At 41.2% G+C, this 19,945-nt stretch carries 18 protein-coding genes; 13 read left to right on the top strand and 5 right to left on the bottom strand.

The window, feature by feature from the left end:
* Positions 1–12 precede the first annotated feature (12 nt).
* The 9 genes from H9649_RS09215 to H9649_RS09175 all read left to right on the top strand — a co-directional run bounded on the left by H9649_RS09215 (position 13) and on the right by H9649_RS09175 (position 6,719).
* Positions 13–1,416: a VWA domain-containing protein gene (locus tag H9649_RS09215; RefSeq protein WP_191694457.1), complete on the top strand. Its 1,404-nt coding sequence runs from the start codon at positions 13–15 to the stop codon at positions 1,414–1,416.
* A gap of 30 nt (positions 1,417–1,446) precedes the next feature.
* Complete coding sequence (locus H9649_RS09210; protein WP_191694456.1) at positions 1,447–2,895, top strand: hypothetical protein; 1,449 nt, start codon at positions 1,447–1,449, stop codon at positions 2,893–2,895.
* Between the two features lie 3 nt (positions 2,896–2,898).
* The gene (locus tag H9649_RS09205; protein WP_191694455.1) at positions 2,899–3,492 is read left to right on the top strand and encodes a hypothetical protein; all 594 of its coding nucleotides are present in this window, start codon (positions 2,899–2,901) and stop codon (positions 3,490–3,492) included.
* Positions 3,489–3,836 carry a hypothetical protein gene (locus tag H9649_RS09200; RefSeq protein ID WP_191694454.1) on the top strand — a complete coding sequence of 116 codons (348 nt, stop codon included), beginning with the start codon at positions 3,489–3,491 and terminating at the stop codon, positions 3,834–3,836. Before H9649_RS09205 ends, H9649_RS09200 begins: the two co-directional genes overlap by 4 nt.
* A complete protein-coding gene (locus H9649_RS09195; protein ID WP_191694453.1) occupies positions 3,833–4,501 on the top strand; it encodes a hypothetical protein in 669 nt (222 codons plus the stop codon). Before H9649_RS09200 ends, H9649_RS09195 begins: the two co-directional genes overlap by 4 nt.
* Positions 4,489–4,896 carry a hypothetical protein gene (locus H9649_RS09190; RefSeq protein WP_191694452.1) on the top strand — a complete coding sequence of 136 codons (408 nt, stop codon included), beginning with the start codon at positions 4,489–4,491 and terminating at the stop codon, positions 4,894–4,896. Before H9649_RS09195 ends, H9649_RS09190 begins: the two co-directional genes overlap by 13 nt.
* A 57-nt stretch (positions 4,897–4,953) precedes the next feature.
* A complete protein-coding gene (locus tag H9649_RS09185; RefSeq protein ID WP_225229778.1) occupies positions 4,954–5,307 on the top strand; it encodes a pilus assembly protein in 354 nt (117 codons plus the stop codon).
* Positions 5,304–5,951, top strand: a complete 648-nt coding sequence (locus H9649_RS09180) for a pilus assembly protein TadG-related protein (protein WP_191694450.1) — start codon at positions 5,304–5,306, stop codon at positions 5,949–5,951. The genes H9649_RS09185 and H9649_RS09180 overlap by 4 nt, the downstream gene beginning before the upstream one ends.
* Positions 5,952–6,119: 168 nt before the next feature.
* On the top strand, positions 6,120–6,719 hold the full coding sequence (locus tag H9649_RS09175) for a hypothetical protein (RefSeq protein ID WP_191694449.1): 600 nt from the start codon (positions 6,120–6,122) through the stop codon (positions 6,717–6,719).
* 92 nt (positions 6,720–6,811) lie between these two features.
* On the opposite strand, the gene H9649_RS09170 is transcribed toward H9649_RS09175, so the two are convergent.
* A complete protein-coding gene (locus tag H9649_RS09170; RefSeq protein ID WP_191694448.1) occupies positions 6,812–7,717 on the bottom strand; it encodes a hypothetical protein in 906 nt (301 codons plus the stop codon).
* A gap of 190 nt (positions 7,718–7,907) precedes the next feature.
* Here H9649_RS09170 and H9649_RS09165 point away from each other — a divergent pair, with 190 nt between their 5' ends.
* Positions 7,908–9,404: a class I adenylate-forming enzyme family protein gene (locus H9649_RS09165; RefSeq protein ID WP_263614002.1), complete on the top strand. Its 1,497-nt coding sequence runs from the start codon at positions 7,908–7,910 to the stop codon at positions 9,402–9,404.
* A 49-nt stretch (positions 9,405–9,453) separates the two neighbouring features.
* On the opposite strand, the gene H9649_RS09160 is transcribed toward H9649_RS09165, so the two are convergent.
* The 4 genes from H9649_RS09160 to H9649_RS09145 form a co-directional block, all read right to left on the bottom strand.
* A complete protein-coding gene (locus tag H9649_RS09160) occupies positions 9,454–10,611 on the bottom strand; it encodes a polysaccharide deacetylase family protein (RefSeq protein ID WP_191694446.1) in 1,158 nt (385 codons plus the stop codon).
* Positions 10,612–10,701: 90 nt separating this feature from the next.
* On the bottom strand, positions 10,702–13,002 hold the full coding sequence (locus tag H9649_RS09155) for an S-layer homology domain-containing protein (RefSeq protein WP_191694445.1): 2,301 nt from the start codon (positions 13,000–13,002) through the stop codon (positions 10,702–10,704).
* Between the two features lie 17 nt (positions 13,003–13,019).
* Positions 13,020–14,486 carry an S-layer homology domain-containing protein gene (locus H9649_RS09150; RefSeq protein ID WP_191694444.1) on the bottom strand — a complete coding sequence of 489 codons (1,467 nt, stop codon included), beginning with the start codon at positions 14,484–14,486 and terminating at the stop codon, positions 13,020–13,022.
* Positions 14,487–14,557: 71 nt separating this feature from the next.
* Positions 14,558–16,231, bottom strand: a complete 1,674-nt coding sequence (locus H9649_RS09145; RefSeq protein WP_191694443.1) for a hypothetical protein — start codon at positions 16,229–16,231, stop codon at positions 14,558–14,560.
* Positions 16,232–16,402: 171 nt separating this feature from the next.
* Between H9649_RS09145 and H9649_RS09140 the strand changes: the two genes are divergently transcribed.
* The 3 genes from H9649_RS09140 to H9649_RS09130 are packed head-to-tail and all read left to right on the top strand — an operon-like array spanning position 16,403 to position 19,875.
* On the top strand, positions 16,403–17,395 hold the full coding sequence (locus tag H9649_RS09140; protein ID WP_191694442.1) for a TAXI family TRAP transporter solute-binding subunit: 993 nt from the start codon (positions 16,403–16,405) through the stop codon (positions 17,393–17,395).
* Positions 17,382–17,855 (top strand): DUF1850 domain-containing protein, encoded by a 474-nt coding sequence (locus H9649_RS09135; RefSeq protein WP_225229777.1) that lies wholly within the window; start codon positions 17,382–17,384, stop codon positions 17,853–17,855. Before H9649_RS09140 ends, H9649_RS09135 begins: the two co-directional genes overlap by 14 nt.
* Positions 17,848–19,875, top strand: coding sequence for a TRAP transporter permease (locus tag H9649_RS09130; RefSeq protein WP_191694441.1), 2,028 nt, complete (start codon positions 17,848–17,850; stop codon positions 19,873–19,875). The genes H9649_RS09135 and H9649_RS09130 overlap by 8 nt, the downstream gene beginning before the upstream one ends.
* Positions 19,876–19,945: the final 70 nt, after the last annotated feature.

Below are 19,945 nucleotides of genomic sequence, written 5' to 3'. Positions count from 1 at the left end.
AGGGATGTCCTCATGAAAAAGATTTTATTCACGTTTTTATTATTAGTACTGATTGCGATGTTAGCAGCTTGCTCAGACGATAAAGAAACGGTTGAAAAAACTGAACCGAATGAAGATGTTTCTTCAAGTGAACCATCAAAGGAAGATGATGAAAGCGAATCGGAATTGGAGGAAAATCCGGATGACGAGCAGGATGAGATCATCGTCGATCCTCTTCCGAAGACACTTTCTGAACTAGCAGAACTTTCATCGGGATTCACAGAGCGTTTGTCTATTTCTGACAAAGACGATCAGGTTAAAATCGATGAGTTGACTGCGAATTTACCTGATATTTCAGGTGAGCCGACGGAAACCCAATTGGATCATTACTATAATGAACTGCTTGCTGTTTTTCAGCAAAGCTTTCTTGGTCCAGAGAATTTGATCGCAAAAATGAAGTTTCAAAGTATGGGAAATCCGGATATTGAGAATCCACGTATGCAATTCAAAGAAAAAATGAATGTTCTTGTCCTGCTAGATGGGTCAGGTAGTATGGCAGTCGATATTGGTGGTCAGACCCAAATGGAGGCTGCAAAGGAAGCGATACGTAACTTTATGGACGCGTTACCTGATGATGCCAATGTCGGTTTACGCACTTATGGCCATAAGGGTAGCGGGAGTTCGGCAGACAGGGAAATGTCTTGCGCTTCCAGTGAATTGATCTATCCGATTCAAGCTTATGACAAAGTTGCTTTCAACAAGTCTCTCGATCAAGTTCAACCTGCTGGATGGACGCCGACAGAACTTGCAATTAGGGATGCAAAAGAAGATCTCGCTTCATTTGACGGCGCTACAAATACGAACATCGTTTACTTAGTGAGTGACGGTATCTCCACTTGTGATGATGATCCAGTTGCAGCTGCAAAAGACCTTTATGAGTCGGATATTACTCCAATCATCAATGTTATTGGTTTTAATGTGGATAATGAAGGACAAAAACAGTTGAAAGAAGTAGCGAAAGCAGTTGAAGGGACATACCAAAATGTCCAGGATTCAAAGACTTTGCAAGATGAATTGAATCAGGCGAATGAACTTGCTAAAAAGTGGACTGAGTGGAAAGAGAATAAGGAAGCTAGTCTAAATAGTAAACGCTTGGATAATAAGCTCGACATCTTCAGTTATGATGTGCATGAATTCGGAAAGTTAGTAGATGAAAGGCAACAAGTCGGATTTGTTCTGCAGTATTTGTTCCAAAAGAAAGAAAAGATGTCGAAAGAGAGTTACGATTATTTGTCTGACAGGCACATCGACTACCATAAATGGATACTAGATGAATACGAGGAACTAAAACGTAATTTACGTGAAGCGAATGAACTGGAATTTACAGAAGCAATTGAAGCGTTAGAGGAAAAGTATTTAAAAAACACTCCTGACTAAGAAAGGAGCAAGAAATTGAAGAGTAGACAAATGAGAAAAACATTCGCTATCTTCATGCTGTCAATCATTTTATCCTGGACAATATTGCCTAGTATAGCAATGGCGGGCTGGTTGACACCTGGACAACCAATCAAAGTGACAGATCCGATCACCGGAGGCGAACCGATTACTGGCGGACAACCGTTTTCAGGTGAATTCATGACGCCAGGTGAGGTATTTACTTACGGTTCATCTTATGAAGGAAATTTTCCTCCCGTTTCAGGAACAATCATTGTTCCTGTATATGCAGTCAATAATGGGCTCTTTTTAATACCAAGCACGTTAAATGGAACCGAGTATGGTGAGTTTCTTAAAGAGAATGCAGCGATAACGGGTGGACAAGCTATTACTGGCGGTAATGGTCCAGGCGGCAATGGCTCCACCGGTGGCAACGGTCCGACCGGCGGCAATGGCTCAACGGGTGGTAACGGTCCGACCGGCGGCAATGGCTCAACAGGCGGTAACGGTCCGACCGGCGGCAATGGCTCAACAGGCGGTAACGGTCCGACCGGGGGCGAAGGCTCAACAGGTGGCGACGGTTCAACCGATGGCAATGGTCCAAATGGCAGTTCGACAGATTCCGGTAATGGAACTTCAGGAAATGCAACTGGAGGAGGTCCTACCATTGAAAATGCCCCTTCAGATGATGGGGAAAAAAGTTTAGGAGAGCAAGCCAAAACGTTAAATACGAATCAAAAAAGGTTTTTCACAGCATTAGATGGCGGATTATCCATGTATGCCGGATTCAAGATTACAGATATGAAGACGGCAAAAGGTAATAGAAATCTGTACAGTGTGCACGGAAAAGCTACGATTTTAAAAGGCGACAACCGTTTTAGCAAATGGGTAAATAAACGTTACTCGAACTATCTCAATTCTTTTGACAACAGAAGAGATGTCATTATTGGAAATAGCAATGGCGAGTATAAACCGAGAGACGGTAAACAAATCAAGAAGAAACATATAAGTGGTTTCATGAAGGAAATCTCATCTCCAAAAAAGATTGGAAAAGATGTGAAGTCCTATCTAAAGAACAACTGGGTACCAAATAAAGATTTTTTTAAATTGAAGACAATTATGAAAGGCAATGGGATTGTAAATGTTGTTTTAAGTGTCTCTAGCAATATTGGTCAAGGTAAGACAGGCACCTCTTTGGCAGCAGGTATTACAACTGATGTCGTTGTAGGAGCAGCTACTACAGCTGTCAGTGCTGCCGCCGCAATAGGAACAGCAGCTGCTACGGGGGCAATGTTTGGAAGTGTTGTCCCTGGCTTAGGTACTGTGGTGGGAGTCGGTGCTGGAATTGCATTTGGATTACTCACACAAACGAGTGTAGGAAAAAAGATTACCGGTGCAATAGAAACAGGAGCCAAAAAGCTATATGACGGTGCCGTGAATCTCGGAAAGAGTATGTTTAAGAAGTTCGGTTGGGGGTCATAGGAAATGGCAAGTCCGTTTAAGGCAATGATCATAGGATATTTTCTTCCACTACTCGCGGCAATAATGGTAGTGTTTATCCCGGAATATAGTAGTACTTCACTTCTTTGGATTATAGTGATCTTTGCAATATTGCTAACGATGCCCATACTATTATCAATCAGATTTCCTAACAATCGAGAGAAAGCGTACATATTGACACTCACGTTTCAAATGTACGCTTTCGTCTTCTTTTTCGCTTTTCCTTTGCTCAAAGTAGTCAAGGAGCATATGGGAATTCAATTACTGTTAATCGGCATATTCGTCAGCATGTACTTCCTTGCAAGGATCGATCAGCGAACGGAAATTCCAATCGTCTTCCCTGATTCGGATAAAGTGAAGTGGATCGCCTTCCCTTTTTATGTAATCCCTTTTTTACTTGCGATTCTTGGTGTCGGAGGAAATATCTCGGCTACTAGAGTGTTATTCGATTATTTTGGAACAACAACAATGATGCCATATTTTTCTACAATTATTTATCTGTTTGGTTGTTGGCTTATGTTCCTATTTAGCTCACTTGCCTATAAGTCCCATGTAAAGGAGGGGTATTTGGAAAAATGAAATATATACAAGTCCTTGGAATTGTCATGTTTGCAATGATTGGGTTTAGCTTCCTCATGGTTCTTGCCATCCCGAATTTTTTGTTGCATTCTACGATAGTCATGATTTTCACCTATGGATTATTAGGGTATTTGAGTAGGTCGTTCCTTTTTCCGTACTTCTCTGCTTACATGTTGGCATGTGCGTTGGTCGTTTTTAATATTTTATTCTCTCAATTCTTTTATGGACTGCCAATGCTATTTGAACCGGATATTGCGCTCTTCAGTTTTGTAACTGCAACCATGATAGCGATAGTAGGTGTGTATATTTTTAGGAAGTTAGAAGCAAGGAGGGCTCACAGTTGAGAGAAGCAGCTTTTTATTACAATGAACAGTTACTGAAAATCATCGCGTACGGCATTGTTATAATGGTTCCTGTCTGGCTGATTTTCTCCAACTATAGTTTAACCTTGTTGTCAGTCGATTGGGGTGGAAGAGAAAGCCTCGTCAATGTATTGTTGAATATGATGCTATTTGTCATTTTTGTTCATCCATTATTTTTATTATATAAACGAGTAAGTGTAGATGAGGAAATGGAATTTAAAGAAATGGTGAAAGGCTTTATTTGGTCAATCGGACCAATTTTAGCGGTGGGCACACTGATTTCTATTTTGATTTATGGTGGCATTTTCATATTTTACATTCCAGGCTTTGTGATTGCACCATTACTATTCATATTGCCTTTTACGTATCAAAGCGAAAATACATTACGTGATTGGGTCAAAACTTCCATTGAATTCTACATAAATAATTTTATGCAAGTTTGGATACAAATCATTTTTTGGATATGCTTTACAACATTATTATGGTTTGGTGTACTATATCTTACTTCCTTTTTGGAAATGAATTATGTCGCATTCCTCGTGGCAAGACTAGTATTTTCAATAGTCGTTTTTCCTTTCGTAGTATTTGCAATATCTGAAAAACTTCTAAACATGAAAGAAGAGGCGGAAGAAAAATGGGCGAATTGATATTTAAAAAAACGAATACCGCTCTTGCAGTTTTGCTGACGAACGTTACCTTAGGTGTGTATGTACCGTATTGGTTCATATCAAGAAGGAATTCGATAGACCGTCTTGGGAAAACGTCCATCAGTTTTGGATGGCTGAAATTTCTTTTTGTAATTTATGCATTCCTTGCCTTCTATTTTGTACTTGGCGGAGCTTTCCTAACGGAGATGGGAATTGACTTCTTTGATACAATTAATATCATCATTACATTCATCGGGCTTGGCATTACATATTTCTCGGTTTTTCGTGTGGCGGAAGCGATGGAAAAGAATGATGCAGATTTAGATTTCAACCGTGTCTGGCTGATCCTTTTTCATATTTGGTATTTGCAATATAAAATAAATCGAATGAAATGAAGGAAAGGAATGGTTACGCTGAAAAAGTTCAAATTGATTCGGAACGAAAAGGGGTCTATGAGTATTGAATTTTTGGGGGTCCTTCCTTTTTACTTTTTATTCTTTTTATTGTTATGGCAAGTTGTTGCATCAGGGTATGCGGTTCTAAGTTTAAAATCAGCAGCAAATGATGGTGCACAAGTATACGCATTGTCTGGTAATTATAATGATGCGGTTGATGCTGTAAATGAATCGATCGGTAGCAGTAGCTTAATCAATGATGTAGCAGTCTCTGTACCTTCAGCTGGAAATGGATTATTTGAATTGAACATCACAGCGCAACATCCCCTTGTTTTCATCCCCGAAAAGTGGAAGTCCACAATGTCCGTACCAATCAGTTCAAAGGTGGCAGGTAAGGTGATGCTAAATTGAAGGCACTTACAAATGAAAAGGGAAGTGGCATGGTCTATAGTTTGTGGATCATGCTCGTTTCCATTGTCATCGTCGTCATCATTGTGAATCTAGGAAAGGTGTATGTTGTTAAACAACAAGCCGCCACAGCGACACAGCAAGCTGCGTTAGCGGGTACTTCTGTATTGGTGAAAGCTACTCAACTCGGTATTGCTGAATTTGATGGTCATGAAGATTCTGAGGAACAAAGAGAAGAAGATGACGGTAAATCGATCAGTCAGCTTATTGATGAAAAAACAGATGAGAATATACAAGCGGGTGAATTAAAAAACAGTGCGTATATTCATGCTTTGAATGAGATATTACCCGAAAGAATGAGTAAGTATAGTATGTTGAATGAGTTTATATCAATACAAGTCGATGGGATCGGCACAACATTTACAGCTACTGTGCGCGATGTGATTGAAAAAAATGGCGGAAATGTTGAACAGAGTACTGTAACATTAGTATTGCCTGATTATAGAGTGGAAGTGAAGGCTGATGTTACATTTGAATCGATAACTGACAGTAATCAAACCTATATGGAGTCAATGACTAAAGAGATTCCTCAGATAGGTTATGGTCCATCTTTGATTTATTTGAAGGGAATTGTCAGTGCCGAATAATCTGTAGCATATAAATCCCGCTCGAAGGAAAGGGTATTTGCAAAAGTAAAGTATTTAACGGTAAAGGAGATACAACGATTGCAATGATTTTCATCTTTGTTTTCGTTTTCGTAAATTTAGATAATAAGAAATGAAGAAGAAGATTTCTCTTAAAGGGGAGGTTACCATGTGACTTCAAAGCAAAACATCGACCAACAAGTGAAAGCAGATAATCTAATCGTCTTTATATTTTTTTTACATCTTCTATCCTTGCTAGGAGCTAGCGCCGTACCAGAAGGACGTTTTTTATTTTGGCTGCCCATCAATTTAACAGTTGAAGTTCTCATTATTGTCCGCCTTATCCTATTATGGAAGCGCTACAGCAAACATGAACCGAGGCGATATAATTCGATCCAATTGTATTGGATGCTCACGGGACTTTCGTTTTTTATGATGATGCCTTTTGTGAAAATAACGTTTGGCACATTTGCTTTTTTGCCAATGCTGACTATCGCGATACTTTTATTTCTGTTTAGCCATTTATGGAAGGAGCGAATTGCCTCTGTGTTTGTGAACCCAAAGAAGAAGGGGCAACTCGTCAAATGGCCAAAAGCGCTAGCCGTTATTATCATCATCGGTATCGTCATCATGACAGCGCTGCGTTTTACACCAGCCCATCCTAACGATGGGCTCAGTGTATTTTTATTTTTGTTAGGTGGATTCTCGATCTTCATTGCAACCCCTTTTTCACTCTCTGGGGAACGAATCGAAGAGCTTAAGCAAGACTGAAGGCAATCATGCATAAACAGCTAGGGGAATAACCTTCCAATCGCTGATTATGTATGATTGCTTTTTCTTGAATAAGAATAGTCCTTTCTTGTTTACTTTGTAACCGGCACATAAATTCCACTATCGACTGCATAAGTGAAATTCTCGTCCGCGGGTATGAGTAAAAACTCCGATCTATCGCCTCCAATGACCTCATTTCGGTATATGAGCAAGTGTCCGTTGTCCTCCATATGGAACAGCTCGCTATCCGAGTTAACATCTTTATAGTGCGTCCCAGGGAATGCTTTCGCGATTTCAGCAAGCTTTTCTTTGTCTGCAGCAACAGTCATTGCATATAATTTAAGTTGATAGTAAGTGATTTGCATACCGTCATCTGCGTATGTGTGTACTGTTTCATCTTGCAAGTGGATGTCGTCAGCAGTGGATTTGTCGGGATCAGGATTTCCCCAGAATGTTTTTGTCGTAGCCGGTGTATCCGATAACGTCAAACCGTTCAAATGAATCTTTCCGTCTTTCATACTGAACAGTTCCGGTTTCTCAGTAGGAACCTTTTTGTATAGTCCGGATAAATCAAGGTTTTTATCGCACTCTGCGCCTTTCATATCGACAGTCAGTTCAGCGTCTTTTAAACTTAACTCAGCGGAACAATCCTTATCTGTGACCGAAATCTCTGCTTGATCATCGTCAGCAGAACCTTTTCCTTCAAACTTTTCTTCAGCAAGCAATGTATTCTCCCAATCTATCTTCACTGCGCTAAGCGAAATGTCGAAATCAGCTTCCTGTTGCTCAGAAATCGTCAAAGTCCCTTCGATTTCATCGTCAATGAAAACATAATCACCTTCCCAATCAGCGTATTCAACTTGTGTACTATCCGTTTCTTCTACTTCCGGTGTTTCAATTGGCTTTTCTGCAGTTATATCTTCTTCCGTCGTCTTTTCAGAACATCCGCCTACTAGCAAGGCAAGCGCAAACAGACCTGTTGCAATTTTTTTATTCATGAATAAACCCTCTTTTCTATTGAATGAATAACTCTCTCATTAATGATACGAAAGATCATAGCGGATTGTTTCAACAGAATTCCATTGTTTATTTAATATCATATAACAGAATTTTTATTATAAATATTGTAATCTGAAATATCTGTTGATATGATTAGTATAGGAATCTATGAATGAAGGAGAGAATGCGTTGAATTTAACAGAGCAGTTGAAAGTACATGCAGAAACTAATCCGGAGAAAGTGTTCACTTCGTATAATGGTCGTGAATGGACGTACGGAGAATTCTACAACAAGGCACAAAAAGTTGCTGGCCATTTTCAGGCTAAAGGGTATGAAAAAGGGGACATCATTGCTTTATACAGTTTGAATTCGGATCTATTCCTTGTCTGTTATTTCGGTATTCAACTTGGCGGGTTCACCGTCATGCCTGTCAACACGAAGTTGGCACCACCCGAAGTGGAATATATATTCAACCACTCGGAGGCGAAGGCGGTCATCTATGACAATAAGTTAAGTGAAGTCATCTCTGAATCAAAACATTCTTTCGCCGAGAAACTGTCGATGGACTATTTAATCAATAACATATTACAAGATTCCGCGATCTCATTCCAACCCGTCAAAATGGATTCCAATGATACCGCGGTCGTTATGTATACATCCGGAACCACCGGGAAGCCAAAAGGGGTTATGCTAACACATTTTAATCTAATGGCTACTGCAGAAATATGGTCGGAGTCGATGAGTATCACAGACGAAGACCGCATGCTTATTTCAACACCTCTATTCCATTGCGCAGCTTGTCACGTCTTTATGAATCCCGTTATGCATAAAGGTGGCACTGTCATTATTGAAGAGGCATTTTCACCGAAAGGGACAGTGGCTTTATTACAAAATACATCCCCTACAATGTTTTTCGGCGTACCTGCCATGTATACAATACTCTTGAATATGCCCGATATACACGAGCATGATCTGTCTTCGTTGCGTCTATTCTGCTATGGTGCGGCACCGATGCCATATGAAATGGTGAAGAAACTGAAAGAAGCCTTTCCGAATGTGAAAGTGCAGAATCTGTATGGCCAGACGGAAAACACTCCTGCAGCTACAACATTAAAAGATCATTTGGCGCTCGAAAAAATCGGTTCTGTCGGGGAAGCATTACCTAGGACGGAAATTCTTGTCGTGGATGAATTCGGTGAGTCGTTGCCGACTGGCCAAGTAGGTGAAATCGTTATGAGCGGTCCCCAAGTAATGAAAGGCTATTTGAAAGATGAGGATGAAACGAGGAGAGCGATTCGTAATGGATGGCTTTACTCGGGGGATTTAGGGAGGCTCGATGCAGATGGTCTGTTATATATCGTCGATCGGAAAAAGGACATGATCATCCGTGGTGGTGAAAATGTGTATCCGGTTGAAGTGGAAGAAGTGCTTTATCAAATTCCTGAAGTGCTTGAAGCTGCAGTTCTAGGTATACCGCATGAAGTGCTTGGTGAAGTGCCGAAAGCGTACGTCGTCATGAAAGATGGGAAGAGTGTTAGCGAAAGTGAAATCCTAAATTACTGTGCAAAGCAACTAGCGAAATTCAAAGTGCCGGTGGAAATTGAATACATGGATGAATTGCCGCGAAACGCATCTGGTAAAGTGTTGAAGCAGACATTACGGACGCACGCAAATGTTGCACGATGAATGAAAGAAGCCCGCATTCGCGATTGACACGCGAAATCGGGCTTCTTACTTACATACCGTTCAATTTATTGGCAAAGTCTTTCAATGTCATATCCGAATGAACACGTTGTCGGTTCAAGTCGAGTAAGTTATCTCCTTGATGTACATTGCCTTCATTAATCGTGAATGCGATAGAGATATCCGTATCGTGCAACGCCAACAATGTCTGGGGGCCATACTTTCCATACGGATAGGCAAGTGCAGTTACTTTGTGACCGCCTCCGATAATTTGTTCGATATGATCATTTGCTTCCTCTAAATCTGCAGCAATTGAAAAACGCGATTCAGACTGCAAATAGCTTAGCCCCGTCATGCTGTTAAACATATGGTAGGCATGCGTGTGATTTTGGTAAGAGAACACATCGGCAGTTTCTGCAATGTTTTCTGCGGAAACCATTCCTGGACGATCAATCCTGCTTGTAATAAGGAAGGAAGTCGCTTGCAAACCATGTTTCTTCAAAATAGGATAAGCGAGATCAATTGTTGAATCGTATCCGTCATCAAACGTAATTAATACTGATTTTTTCGGTAACTTGATTTTGCCTTTAAGCCATAGCTCCATTTGACGAGGGCTAATCGTCGTCCAGCCATTCTTTTTCAAATAAGCCATCTGCTCAGCGAACTTGTTTACTTCTAGGACAGAGACATTATCACCGACTTTCGTTTGGACGAGGTCATGGTACATGAGAACGGGAATGCCTGGATCGACAGCAATATCTTTTTTTTGAATGTACGCAGTTTTGCCACCGAAGTTAATCGGATAAAAGCCCTTTTGCTCACGTTGCATATGGATTGTTAGATCCGGTTGTATATGACCTATTTCTTTTCCTTTACCATTTGGTGCGCTGTAGATTTTGACATGCCCTTTCGTTTTCGCTTTAACAGGATAGGCCCCTTTGAAAGATCCAAAGCTATTTTTAATTGTCTTAGCACGCTGCTTGGAAAACTTCACGTCTTCGCCAGCAATCACTGTGTGATAAAATTTCCCGGATTCTTTTGTAATGGAAGCCGTTGCCCCTTTGGAAAATACGGCGACTTTATCGGAATTAAAGAAAACCGGCGTCGCTTGTGTAATTTTTACGGTAGGGAGGCTTGCTGCTTCAGTAGACATTGGTATCGGAGAGAATAGTAAAACTAGTAGTAACATACTGATGAAAAGCCTTTTCAAATCAATTTCCCCTTTTATGCATTTAACTGGATGACATCGTAAAACCTTTGAGGAGAACAAATGCATCCTCAAAGGTTTTTCTGTTTTATTTTACTTAATAGGTACCGTTTTTATCGCTCCGACTTGATTATTACTTCTGTCGTATGCGATAAATTGTGCTGACGTGTATAAATGATAATTTGCGATTTCATCTTTGTCGATGATGAAACGATAATTATTATGTCCGCGGTGGACTAGTTCATAATCTATATTACCTTTACTAGAGTTAAAACGCACGACTACTTTCGCAATTTGTCCGCAACCTTCGCGTAGATCTGTCTCCATGACGACTCTAGGAGTTCCGAACGTGACGGATGGATTCTCAAACAACATACTCGCTGATGAACAAGTCAAAGCCGGCACGCCACAAGTGATTTCTTTAATAATTGATTGATAGACAAGACCAAGGTCGATACTGTCTGTAATGTGATAGTAGGTGCCGCCGGTATCTTTTGCGATCTTTTTAAGAAGAGGACTGTTTAAGTTCCTTTCTTTTCCGAGACCGATTGTGTATACAACGATTCCACCTTTTACAGCTTTATCTAATGCCGATTGAATGGACGATTCACTTGAATTACCATCGGTTAAAAGAATAGCTACTTTGCTACCTGAACTACTCATTCTATCGAATGCACTGTTCATGCCTGCACCTATATTAGTCCCCCCGGATTGTCCAATCCTTGTTAGATGAGGAGGGACAACAAACCATTGATCCGTTATAAGATGTTGTGAAGAAGAATTGAATTTAATGGCAATATTTCTTTCCGCCTGTAAATTGTTAATGAGTCCCTGTGTTTTAGTAATTCTGAAACTTTTAGGATCATTATGCATCATACTCCCCGATGCATCAATAATAAACGCCATCTCAGGAATTTCATTCGAACAAATTGCATCTATGCTCAAGAAACCATCGTGCGTAATATCCACACTATGCGTTTCGTTAATGACTCCCGTCAACTCCACAGGATAAAACGAATTGTATGGAACGACTTCTGCAATGATTTCGCCACGTATCGGTTCGGGCGATTCGTTAGGGATTACATACGCTGTCGCTGCCCCGGATACAAAGGACGGGGAATAGGTTGTTAGTTGAATACCAGAAGTTGAACGAAGATTCACATGACCTCTGAAATTGCGTACAACTTCTCCGCCAGGCAAAACGATAGTCGTCACAACTTTTTCACGCTCTATTAGTGTTCCGTTTTGTGTATAGCGTTCGGGAACAATCTCGAGGCGAACTTCCGCTTTCGGCACGTAATCCAAATTCACAGTGACAATCTGATTAGCACAGTTTATATAGCTTGAGCCATTGCCCTGTATCAGTTCAAATGTAAGTGTATCTTTCAAATATGTTTTTGATAGTGGTGCTGTCACTTTGACTGTTGCATCGGGTCCATCTGTTCCAGTCATTATTGATGTTTTATATGGCCGCGAGTGGTTATTAGACCAGTCATAATCGTACTTTTCAGTATCACCTGCAAGCGTCGCTCCAGCACTGGAAGTCACTCGTACTGCCAGTGACCGATCATAGGGAATCGTATTGCCATTGCAGTCTTTGAATGAAACCGTGACGTACGTGGAATCGTTTCCGTTGGCAATCAATTCGCTTTTATCAATATCCACTTCATTAGATGCCCCTGGGTTAATAACGACAGGTGGCTTCGACGGTTTATTATTCGTCGGGAAGTGCACAGTTCCATCGTCATCAAAGCTTGAAGGTAATGGGAACGTGCCATTGTCTTTTCCAGATGCACGTTTTTTCAATCCGACAATATCGCATGATCCATTCATCGATACTTTGCGAAGCAAGTCCACAGCTTCCGCACGTGTCAATGAATCATCAGGACTGAAATCTTTCCAAGTGTTCTTGCCAGCACGTCCAGTCGCTAAATCTTCCGTATACAAATATTGGACAGCTTGCTTTTTATCTAAATCATAGCCGTTATACGCTGCGATGATTTGAGCGGCAGTTGACCGTTTAACAGGCCAATCTTTTGCAAAAGTACGGTTTTGTCCATCTAGCGGAATATTCTTCCCTGACAAGTACCAGTAGTTTCCGGAAGCTTTATGCTGTCCAGGTTCACTTGGGAAAGAGTCAGGTGAAGAGCAATCCAATCGGACGAGCATCGTCACGAGTTGTGCTTCTGTAATCGGCTTGTCCGGTGCAAATGTGCCGTCCGGATAGCCTTTCGTCAAGCCTTGATCATATGCCCAGTTCACGGATTCAAAAGCCCAATGTCCAGGCTTTACATCTTTAAACTGCCGAGCAGCATTAACTGGCGACGCTGATGAAGAAATTAGTAACACAACTAACATCACTACCATGCTTAGAAACTTACTTGTTGATTTCATTGCGTTTCACGCCTTTCTTAATCAAAGAAGAGGATGTCATCTCTATAATTGTTTTTTAAATCGTTTTCCAGGAATTCTAGGAACCGGCTTGTCAGTGCGGCAGCATGCGCACGAGTCAACGGCTGTTGTGGATTAAACCTGTTGAACTCGTCACCTGACACAAGACCGAGTTCAGTAGCTACATAAACGCTGTCTTTCGCCCAATCTGAAATCTTGTGATCATCTACAAATTGAGTGCGGAATCCAGGGCTTGGTGCACGACCTTCCATTCCGAGAGCACGGACTAAAATCGCAACGGCTTGTACGCGTGTAATTGGACCGTCAGGATTGAAGATATCTGGTGTAACTCCTGTAATAATGCCTTTTTCCACTGCACTTTCAATATACGCATAGTCTTTCTCTTTCACATTCAAGTCTTTGAAAATGGCTTTCTTAACAACTTTTTTCTTCTTTGGATCTTCTAATACACGGATATCGACCGCTTTTAAAATACCAACTGTATACTGATAACGTTTCATCGGTGTATTTGGTGAGAAGAACTGTGTGGATTCATCGAAAACACCTAACGAATATAATTTTTCAATATGATCTTTCGCCCAATGTCTATTCAAATCACGGAACTTAGGCACGATAAGGCGTTCAATTTTTGGCGTATTCTTCTTATTCAAATTGACAGTTCCTGCACCGGCAGGAGATGGTAAGTTGTATTTGTATTCGCTGATCATATTTGATTCACTTATAACTGCATGTCCACCTGTGAAACTTGAAAGGGAAGGGTCATGCGGTTCGTATTGAAGAATACGACTTTTACTGTCAGACGTTCTGCTTGTAACAAATCCTGAATGAGAATTACCGTATGGACCTTTAGGATAAACGATTTCGTAATCAATGAGTTGTGTTTCAGTAGCACCCCAGAAGTTTTCATAGCCCATATTTCGAACTGTAAAATGAACGGTTAGTAGTTTTTCTTCTTTAGAACTACCATATTTCACTTTGTAAATTTTTCTGCCAAGCGCATTTCCCGAATAGTAATCTGAGGCAGGGAGGTTATCAATGACAGTACCGTGCGTGAACTGGTAATCGTCCAAAGTATAAGTGGATTTGTCAGTAAGTGTCACTTTTTCAGAGAAACTCTTGACAACCGCATTTGAAGTTGTTTGGCTTTTATCTTGATGATTATCAAGATCTGCTATATAAGACACACTTCTCGTCAGTTTGTCTCCACCTTCACTTGCCAATGTGAATCGGTACGTAGACGTCAATTGACCCTTGCTTTCTTTTTCTGAAATAGTGGCTTTCCCTTTAAACAGAATTGGTCTCTCTGCTAAAAAGAAATATTCTTCATATGTATATTCATTAGAAACACCGCCGTTATAATCAGGGGGCTTTGCCTCTGCTTTAGGAGCTATAAGTAGTAGGGAAATGAATAGAATACCTAGGAGACTGAGGTGCTTGTATACGCTTGTTTTGAAGAAATTGATCATAATTGTTTAAATCCATCCTTTTTTATAAAGAATCAAGCGGTAGTATGATTACCGCTTGATTCTTCTTATAGTTAATCGACAAATAGGAAACGGCCTTTGACAGAGGATTCATGCACAATATACAGTCTGTCATTCGGTTTAAGTTCTTTGGCTGAAATAACTTTGCCATGGCGGATAATCGTCGCTTGTTCGATATCCATCCGATGGATTTTGCCCGCTTCATTCCAAGATCCACCCGACCAGCGGCTAACATTCTCAACACTGATTAGTGCAGGGAATGAAGGATCGACAGTAGCAAGGCGACCGACGGAGACGAGGTCGGCGGCTTTATAATTGTGGGAACTTTTTGTTCCATCCAATAAATGCATAGCGACAATATGACCGTCTTTTATATAGAAATAGCCGTAGCGATTCATATATTTGTACAGTTTTAGATCCCGTTGAGGAATGATATCCAACACATAATTATATCGATCTTCAACAGCAATCGTATCATTACTAAACGCGTACGAATTAGATGGTGAGTACGTCCAATTGCCGTCAATGAGCTCAGAACTGTCAGCTAGCGTCAATCCATAGGTACCGACTGAACTGATTTTGCCGAAGTAGATTTCATAACCGTCAAGATTCGGACTGCGGAAACCGTCATTTGCAATATGAATGACATTCGCATAACGGCTCTTCGTCAAACCGTCTGTAAGAATGAATGCTGTTCCTGCTGCTTGAAGACTAGCGGGTTCCACCAATCGGCCATTGCGGATTAAAATCGTGCCGTCATGGTAAGTGAAAGTACCTGCAGAACGCAAATTGACTTCCTTACGCTTCGTATTCACAGAAGCCATCTCTTCATTGAATGTTCGTTCATTCTCTTTTTGAATGACCATTTTTTCGATTGTATTTACACCGAATTTCTTCACAGTGACGAAATGTACTTCATTCCCAGCGTAATACCGTAACCGATCAGGCGAGATTTTTTCATTTCCGACGTAGATTGGTGTTTTCGTTGAATACGTATAGCTGCTTGTGCTGTTAAACGTGTTCGCGCGCCAATGCCAGTTTTCAAAGACTTTCTCATCTTTCAGTGAAAGCTTATGGTTGGACTGGTCGATACGGAGAATCGTTCCTTTGAACAAACCTTCCACTTTGACGCCTTGTTCGATAACCTCTACGCTATCAATGCGATTCGTATTGTATTGTGAATATGAAAGTTTCACCCGGTCGCCTTCATAGATGATGCTCGAATCGCGATAGGTCTTTCCTTTAAAGAATGTTGTTTCGTTTGTAATGAACGATGTCTTGTCTTTACCGTCATCCATCTTAATTGTCAGGAATTTACCGCCACGATCAAGTTGAGTCACATATCCATAAACGGTTTTCTCCCGTTCATTTATCGTGCCAGGCGATACATCATGGGATATTCCACGTAAAGCTCTCACACGACGAAGATTGACGTCTGCTTCCACTTCCATGCCCAGCTTGAACCCATCGATCTTAACAATGCGTCCATCGACGGAAAGCTTTGCATAGTTGTCAATGTTTAACGTGATGGTCCTTCCTTGCGAGTTCTCGATTGTAATGTCTTTCAATCTTTTCTCAATCGTATTTTTATCCACTTGCACTTCATCATAAGAGACTCCAACAAACGTCCCTTTTATAGGTGCGCTTGCCTCCACGGTCTGTCCCGGTAAAAATGCAGAAATTAACAGTAGAAAAAGAGCTAATCGAACTATGTACTTTTTTAACAACGTGGCACCTCCAAAAAATGCGTTTTATGTCTATTTACTATATCGGTAGAATACTCCTTGTTGTTAGACGTTAGTTTGCATTTAAAGTGATAGAAAAATCAGCTTGCTTTCAAAAATCAAATACTGTAAGATTGAACACGTTATTAGACACTTGTAGGAAGGATGATTTATATGAAACTTAGAAAGTATGGACTAGTTTTTGCAAGCGCTTTAATGAGTGCTGCGATTTTAGGAGCTTGTGGAGATTCGAAGAAAGACGAAGGCAGTGCAGACGGTAATAAAGACGCTGATGGCCTTGAAACGAAAATTGTAACGATTGCGACGGGTGGATCATCTGGCCCATATAACATTATCGGAACAACGCTGGCAAACGAATATTCCAAGGAGTTCGGTGTGAACTCTAAGCCACAGTCAACTGGTGCTTCTGTCGAGAACATCAACCTGATTAAAGAAGGTAAAGTTGAAATGGCTTTTGTTATGAGTGACGTGTTGACGGAAGCTGTCGAAGGTACTGGCAACTTCACTGAAGCGACTGACAAAGTGCAACAAATTGCTGCTCTTTATCCGAACTACGTTCAAATCGTAACGACTGTCGGATCGGGCATTAAAACGATTGAAGATTTAAAAGGTAAGCGCGTAGCAGTTGGCGACCAGAACTCTGGTGTTGAAGTGAACGCACGTAACTTGCTATCAGGTTTTGGAATTACATATGATGATCTTAAAGTGGATTATCTAGGGTATGCTGAAGCGGCTGACGGTCTTAAATCCGGCAGTATCGACGCAGCTTTCCTTACAAGTGGTCTTCCGAACTCATCAGTTATGGAACTTGCAGCTAGTATCGATCTTGCTATTGTTGCAGTCGATCACGATAAAGTTGTAGAAATTTCTAAAGAGCAGCCGTACTTCGTTGCCATGGATATACCTGCAGACACTTATGGCAATGCTGAAGACGTGCCAACAGCAGCGATCATGAACGCGCTAGTTGTAAGCAGTGACTTAAGCGAAGATGATGTGTACAAGTTAACGAAGAAGTTCTTTGATAGCTTAGGGGATCTTGGAAACTCTCACCAAGCTGCAACAGACATTACGCTTGAAGGTGCACAAAAAGGGATGGTAGCGCCTGTTCATCCTGGAGCTCAAAAGTATTACGATGAGCAGAAGTAAGATTTACCTAAGTGGGGGCATGGTCATCATGCTCCTGCTTTCTCTATTTTTTATAAGAATTCCTACCATTCTAGTAGACTATCCGGATGGTAGTTTTTATTTGAAAGAAGACGCTTTTGACATCGGTTGGATTCACTCTGTTGAGAAAGAGCCATGGTTTGAATCATTCGAGAAGAAAGACGCTGGATTACTATTAACGAGTACGAAGTTCAAGACATTTGGGGCTGGAGTTCCTTCAGACGCAAAAGTGATTAAATCGACTGATGGTTTTGTACATATGATTGTAAATGAACCGATGGAAGAATTAGCACTTGCTGTATCTGATAATGTTCAAACCACTTTGTACACGGAAAAAAAACAAATCGCTTTATACGAACTTGTTGATGATTATGACACCGTTTTCATTCGTGTTGAACAAGTATCCTTATGGAATTTATTAAGAGGTGAAAAAATTGACTAAGCTTGAGAATAATAAAGAAACTATTGAACATACAGAGACGCTTACAGAAGAACAGCAAGCTGAGTTGCTCGAGAAGTTTGACACCGAATCGAAAGTACGAAAATTTTCGGGAAAGAGAGTGGCCTTCTTTGTATCCGCTATTGCGATCCTTTACTCCCTCTTTCATCTATACATCACATTTTACCCAATGCCTGCGCTTCAGCAACGAGCAGTTCACGTAGCAATTGGTATTTCACTCATCTTCCTTATCTATCCTACGTACAGTAGACAAGATCGTAGCCGAGTTGCGATTTACGATTGGCTGTTGTTCATTTTAGGGCTAATGACAGCCGGGTATCTCATTAAGGAATACACGGCAATCGTTACGACACGTGGCGGAATTCCGAATACGATGGACATTATAATGGCCATTTTAACAGTTGCGCTCATTTTAGAAGCTGCACGTCGTGTAACAGGATGGATTCTTCCGATTTTGGCATTGGCGTTTCTGTCTTACCCATTCTTCAGTCATATGAGCTGGGTACCGAATCTTATGGCGACACGTAAATATGACTTAGGCGATATTTTCGGCCAGATGTACTTGAAGACGGAAGGGCTATATTCGACAGCGATTGGAGCGTCCGTCTCGTTCATCTTCTTATTCATTCTATTTGGCGCGTTTTTAGCGAAATCAGGAATGGGTCAGTTCTTCAATGATTTGGCGCTTGCAATTGCGGGTCATAAGCAAGGCGGACCTGCAAAAGTAGCAGTCATTTCCAGTGGATTCATGGGAAGCATTAACGGAGCTGCAGTTGCGAACGTTGTTGGAACAGGTGCTTTTACAATTCCAATGATGAAACGTGTCGGTTATTCCAAGAACTTTGCCGGAGCAGTTGAAGCAAGTGCTTCCGTCGGTGGTCAAATTCTCCCGCCAATCATGGGTGCAAGTGCATTCATCATGGCGGAGACGACAGGTGTAAAATACGGAACAATTGCTTTGGCGGCATTAATACCTGCTGTCCTTTATTTCCTAGCGGTTATAATGCAAGTGCATTTCCGCGCAGGTAAAGACAACTTGAAGGGCATTCCGAAACCGGATCTGCCGAAAGTGAAAGAAGTTATGATGGAACGAGGACATCTTTTAATTCCAATCGTCTATCTGATTTTCTTGTTGTACCGCAACGTACCGATCGGTCATGCGGCATTTTACACAATCGTTGCAACAGTCGTTGTAGCAATGCTTAGAAAGACGACTAGAATGTCGTTCAAAGATATTTTAGGTGCTTTAGATAGCGGTGCTCGCCAGTCACTTTCTGTAATGGTTGCGTGTGCAGTTGTCGGAATTATTATTGGTGTTGTCAGTTTGACAAGCTTTGGGAACGTCATGACTTCTTCCATTGCAAGTCTTGGAGCGGGTTCATTGTTCCTGACGTTGTTCTTTACGATGATTGCTTCAATGGTTCTTGGCATGGGACTTCCATCGATTCCTGCTTATATTATTACAGCTACGATGGCGGCGCCTGCGTTAGCTGCGTTTGACATTCCAATTCTCGTTGCGCATATGTTCGTATTCTACTTCGGTATTTTCGCGAATATTACGCCACCAGTAGCGCTTGCTGCATTTGCCGGGGCAGGAATTTCCGGAGGAGATCCGATGAAGACCGGATTCACAGCGCTGAAACTATCAGCCGCTGGATTCCTCATTCCTTATATGTTCGTCTATAATCCTGCAATGCTCATGATTGATACGACAGGAGTTGCAATGAACGCACGTGAATTCCCTGTAGCATCAACGATTGATATTGCAATGATCACGATAACCGCAATCATTGGAATCATTGCTTTAAGTGCCGCGATAGAAGGGTACTTTAAAACGAATTTAAATCCACTATGGCGTATTGTCCTTGCAGCAGGTGCACTTATGATGATCATCCCTGAAACAATTACAGATGTAGCCGGTATAATTGTCGTCGCTGCAATGTTCGCATTGAATTATGCGCAAAATCGTAAAGAGCAGCAACAGACTGCTCAAGTGAAGTGATATGTTAGTCATTCAGAACATCTTTGATCGTCGTGATCGGAGATGTTCTGTTTTTTATTTCCAAGCTACT

The sequence above is a fragment of the Sporosarcina quadrami genome (assembly GCF_014836615.1).
Lineage (GTDB): Bacteria > Bacillota > Bacilli > Bacillales_A > Planococcaceae > Sporosarcina > Sporosarcina quadrami.
The sequence above is the reverse complement of the archived record's forward strand: the minus strand, read 5'-3'. Positions and strand labels throughout refer to the sequence as shown.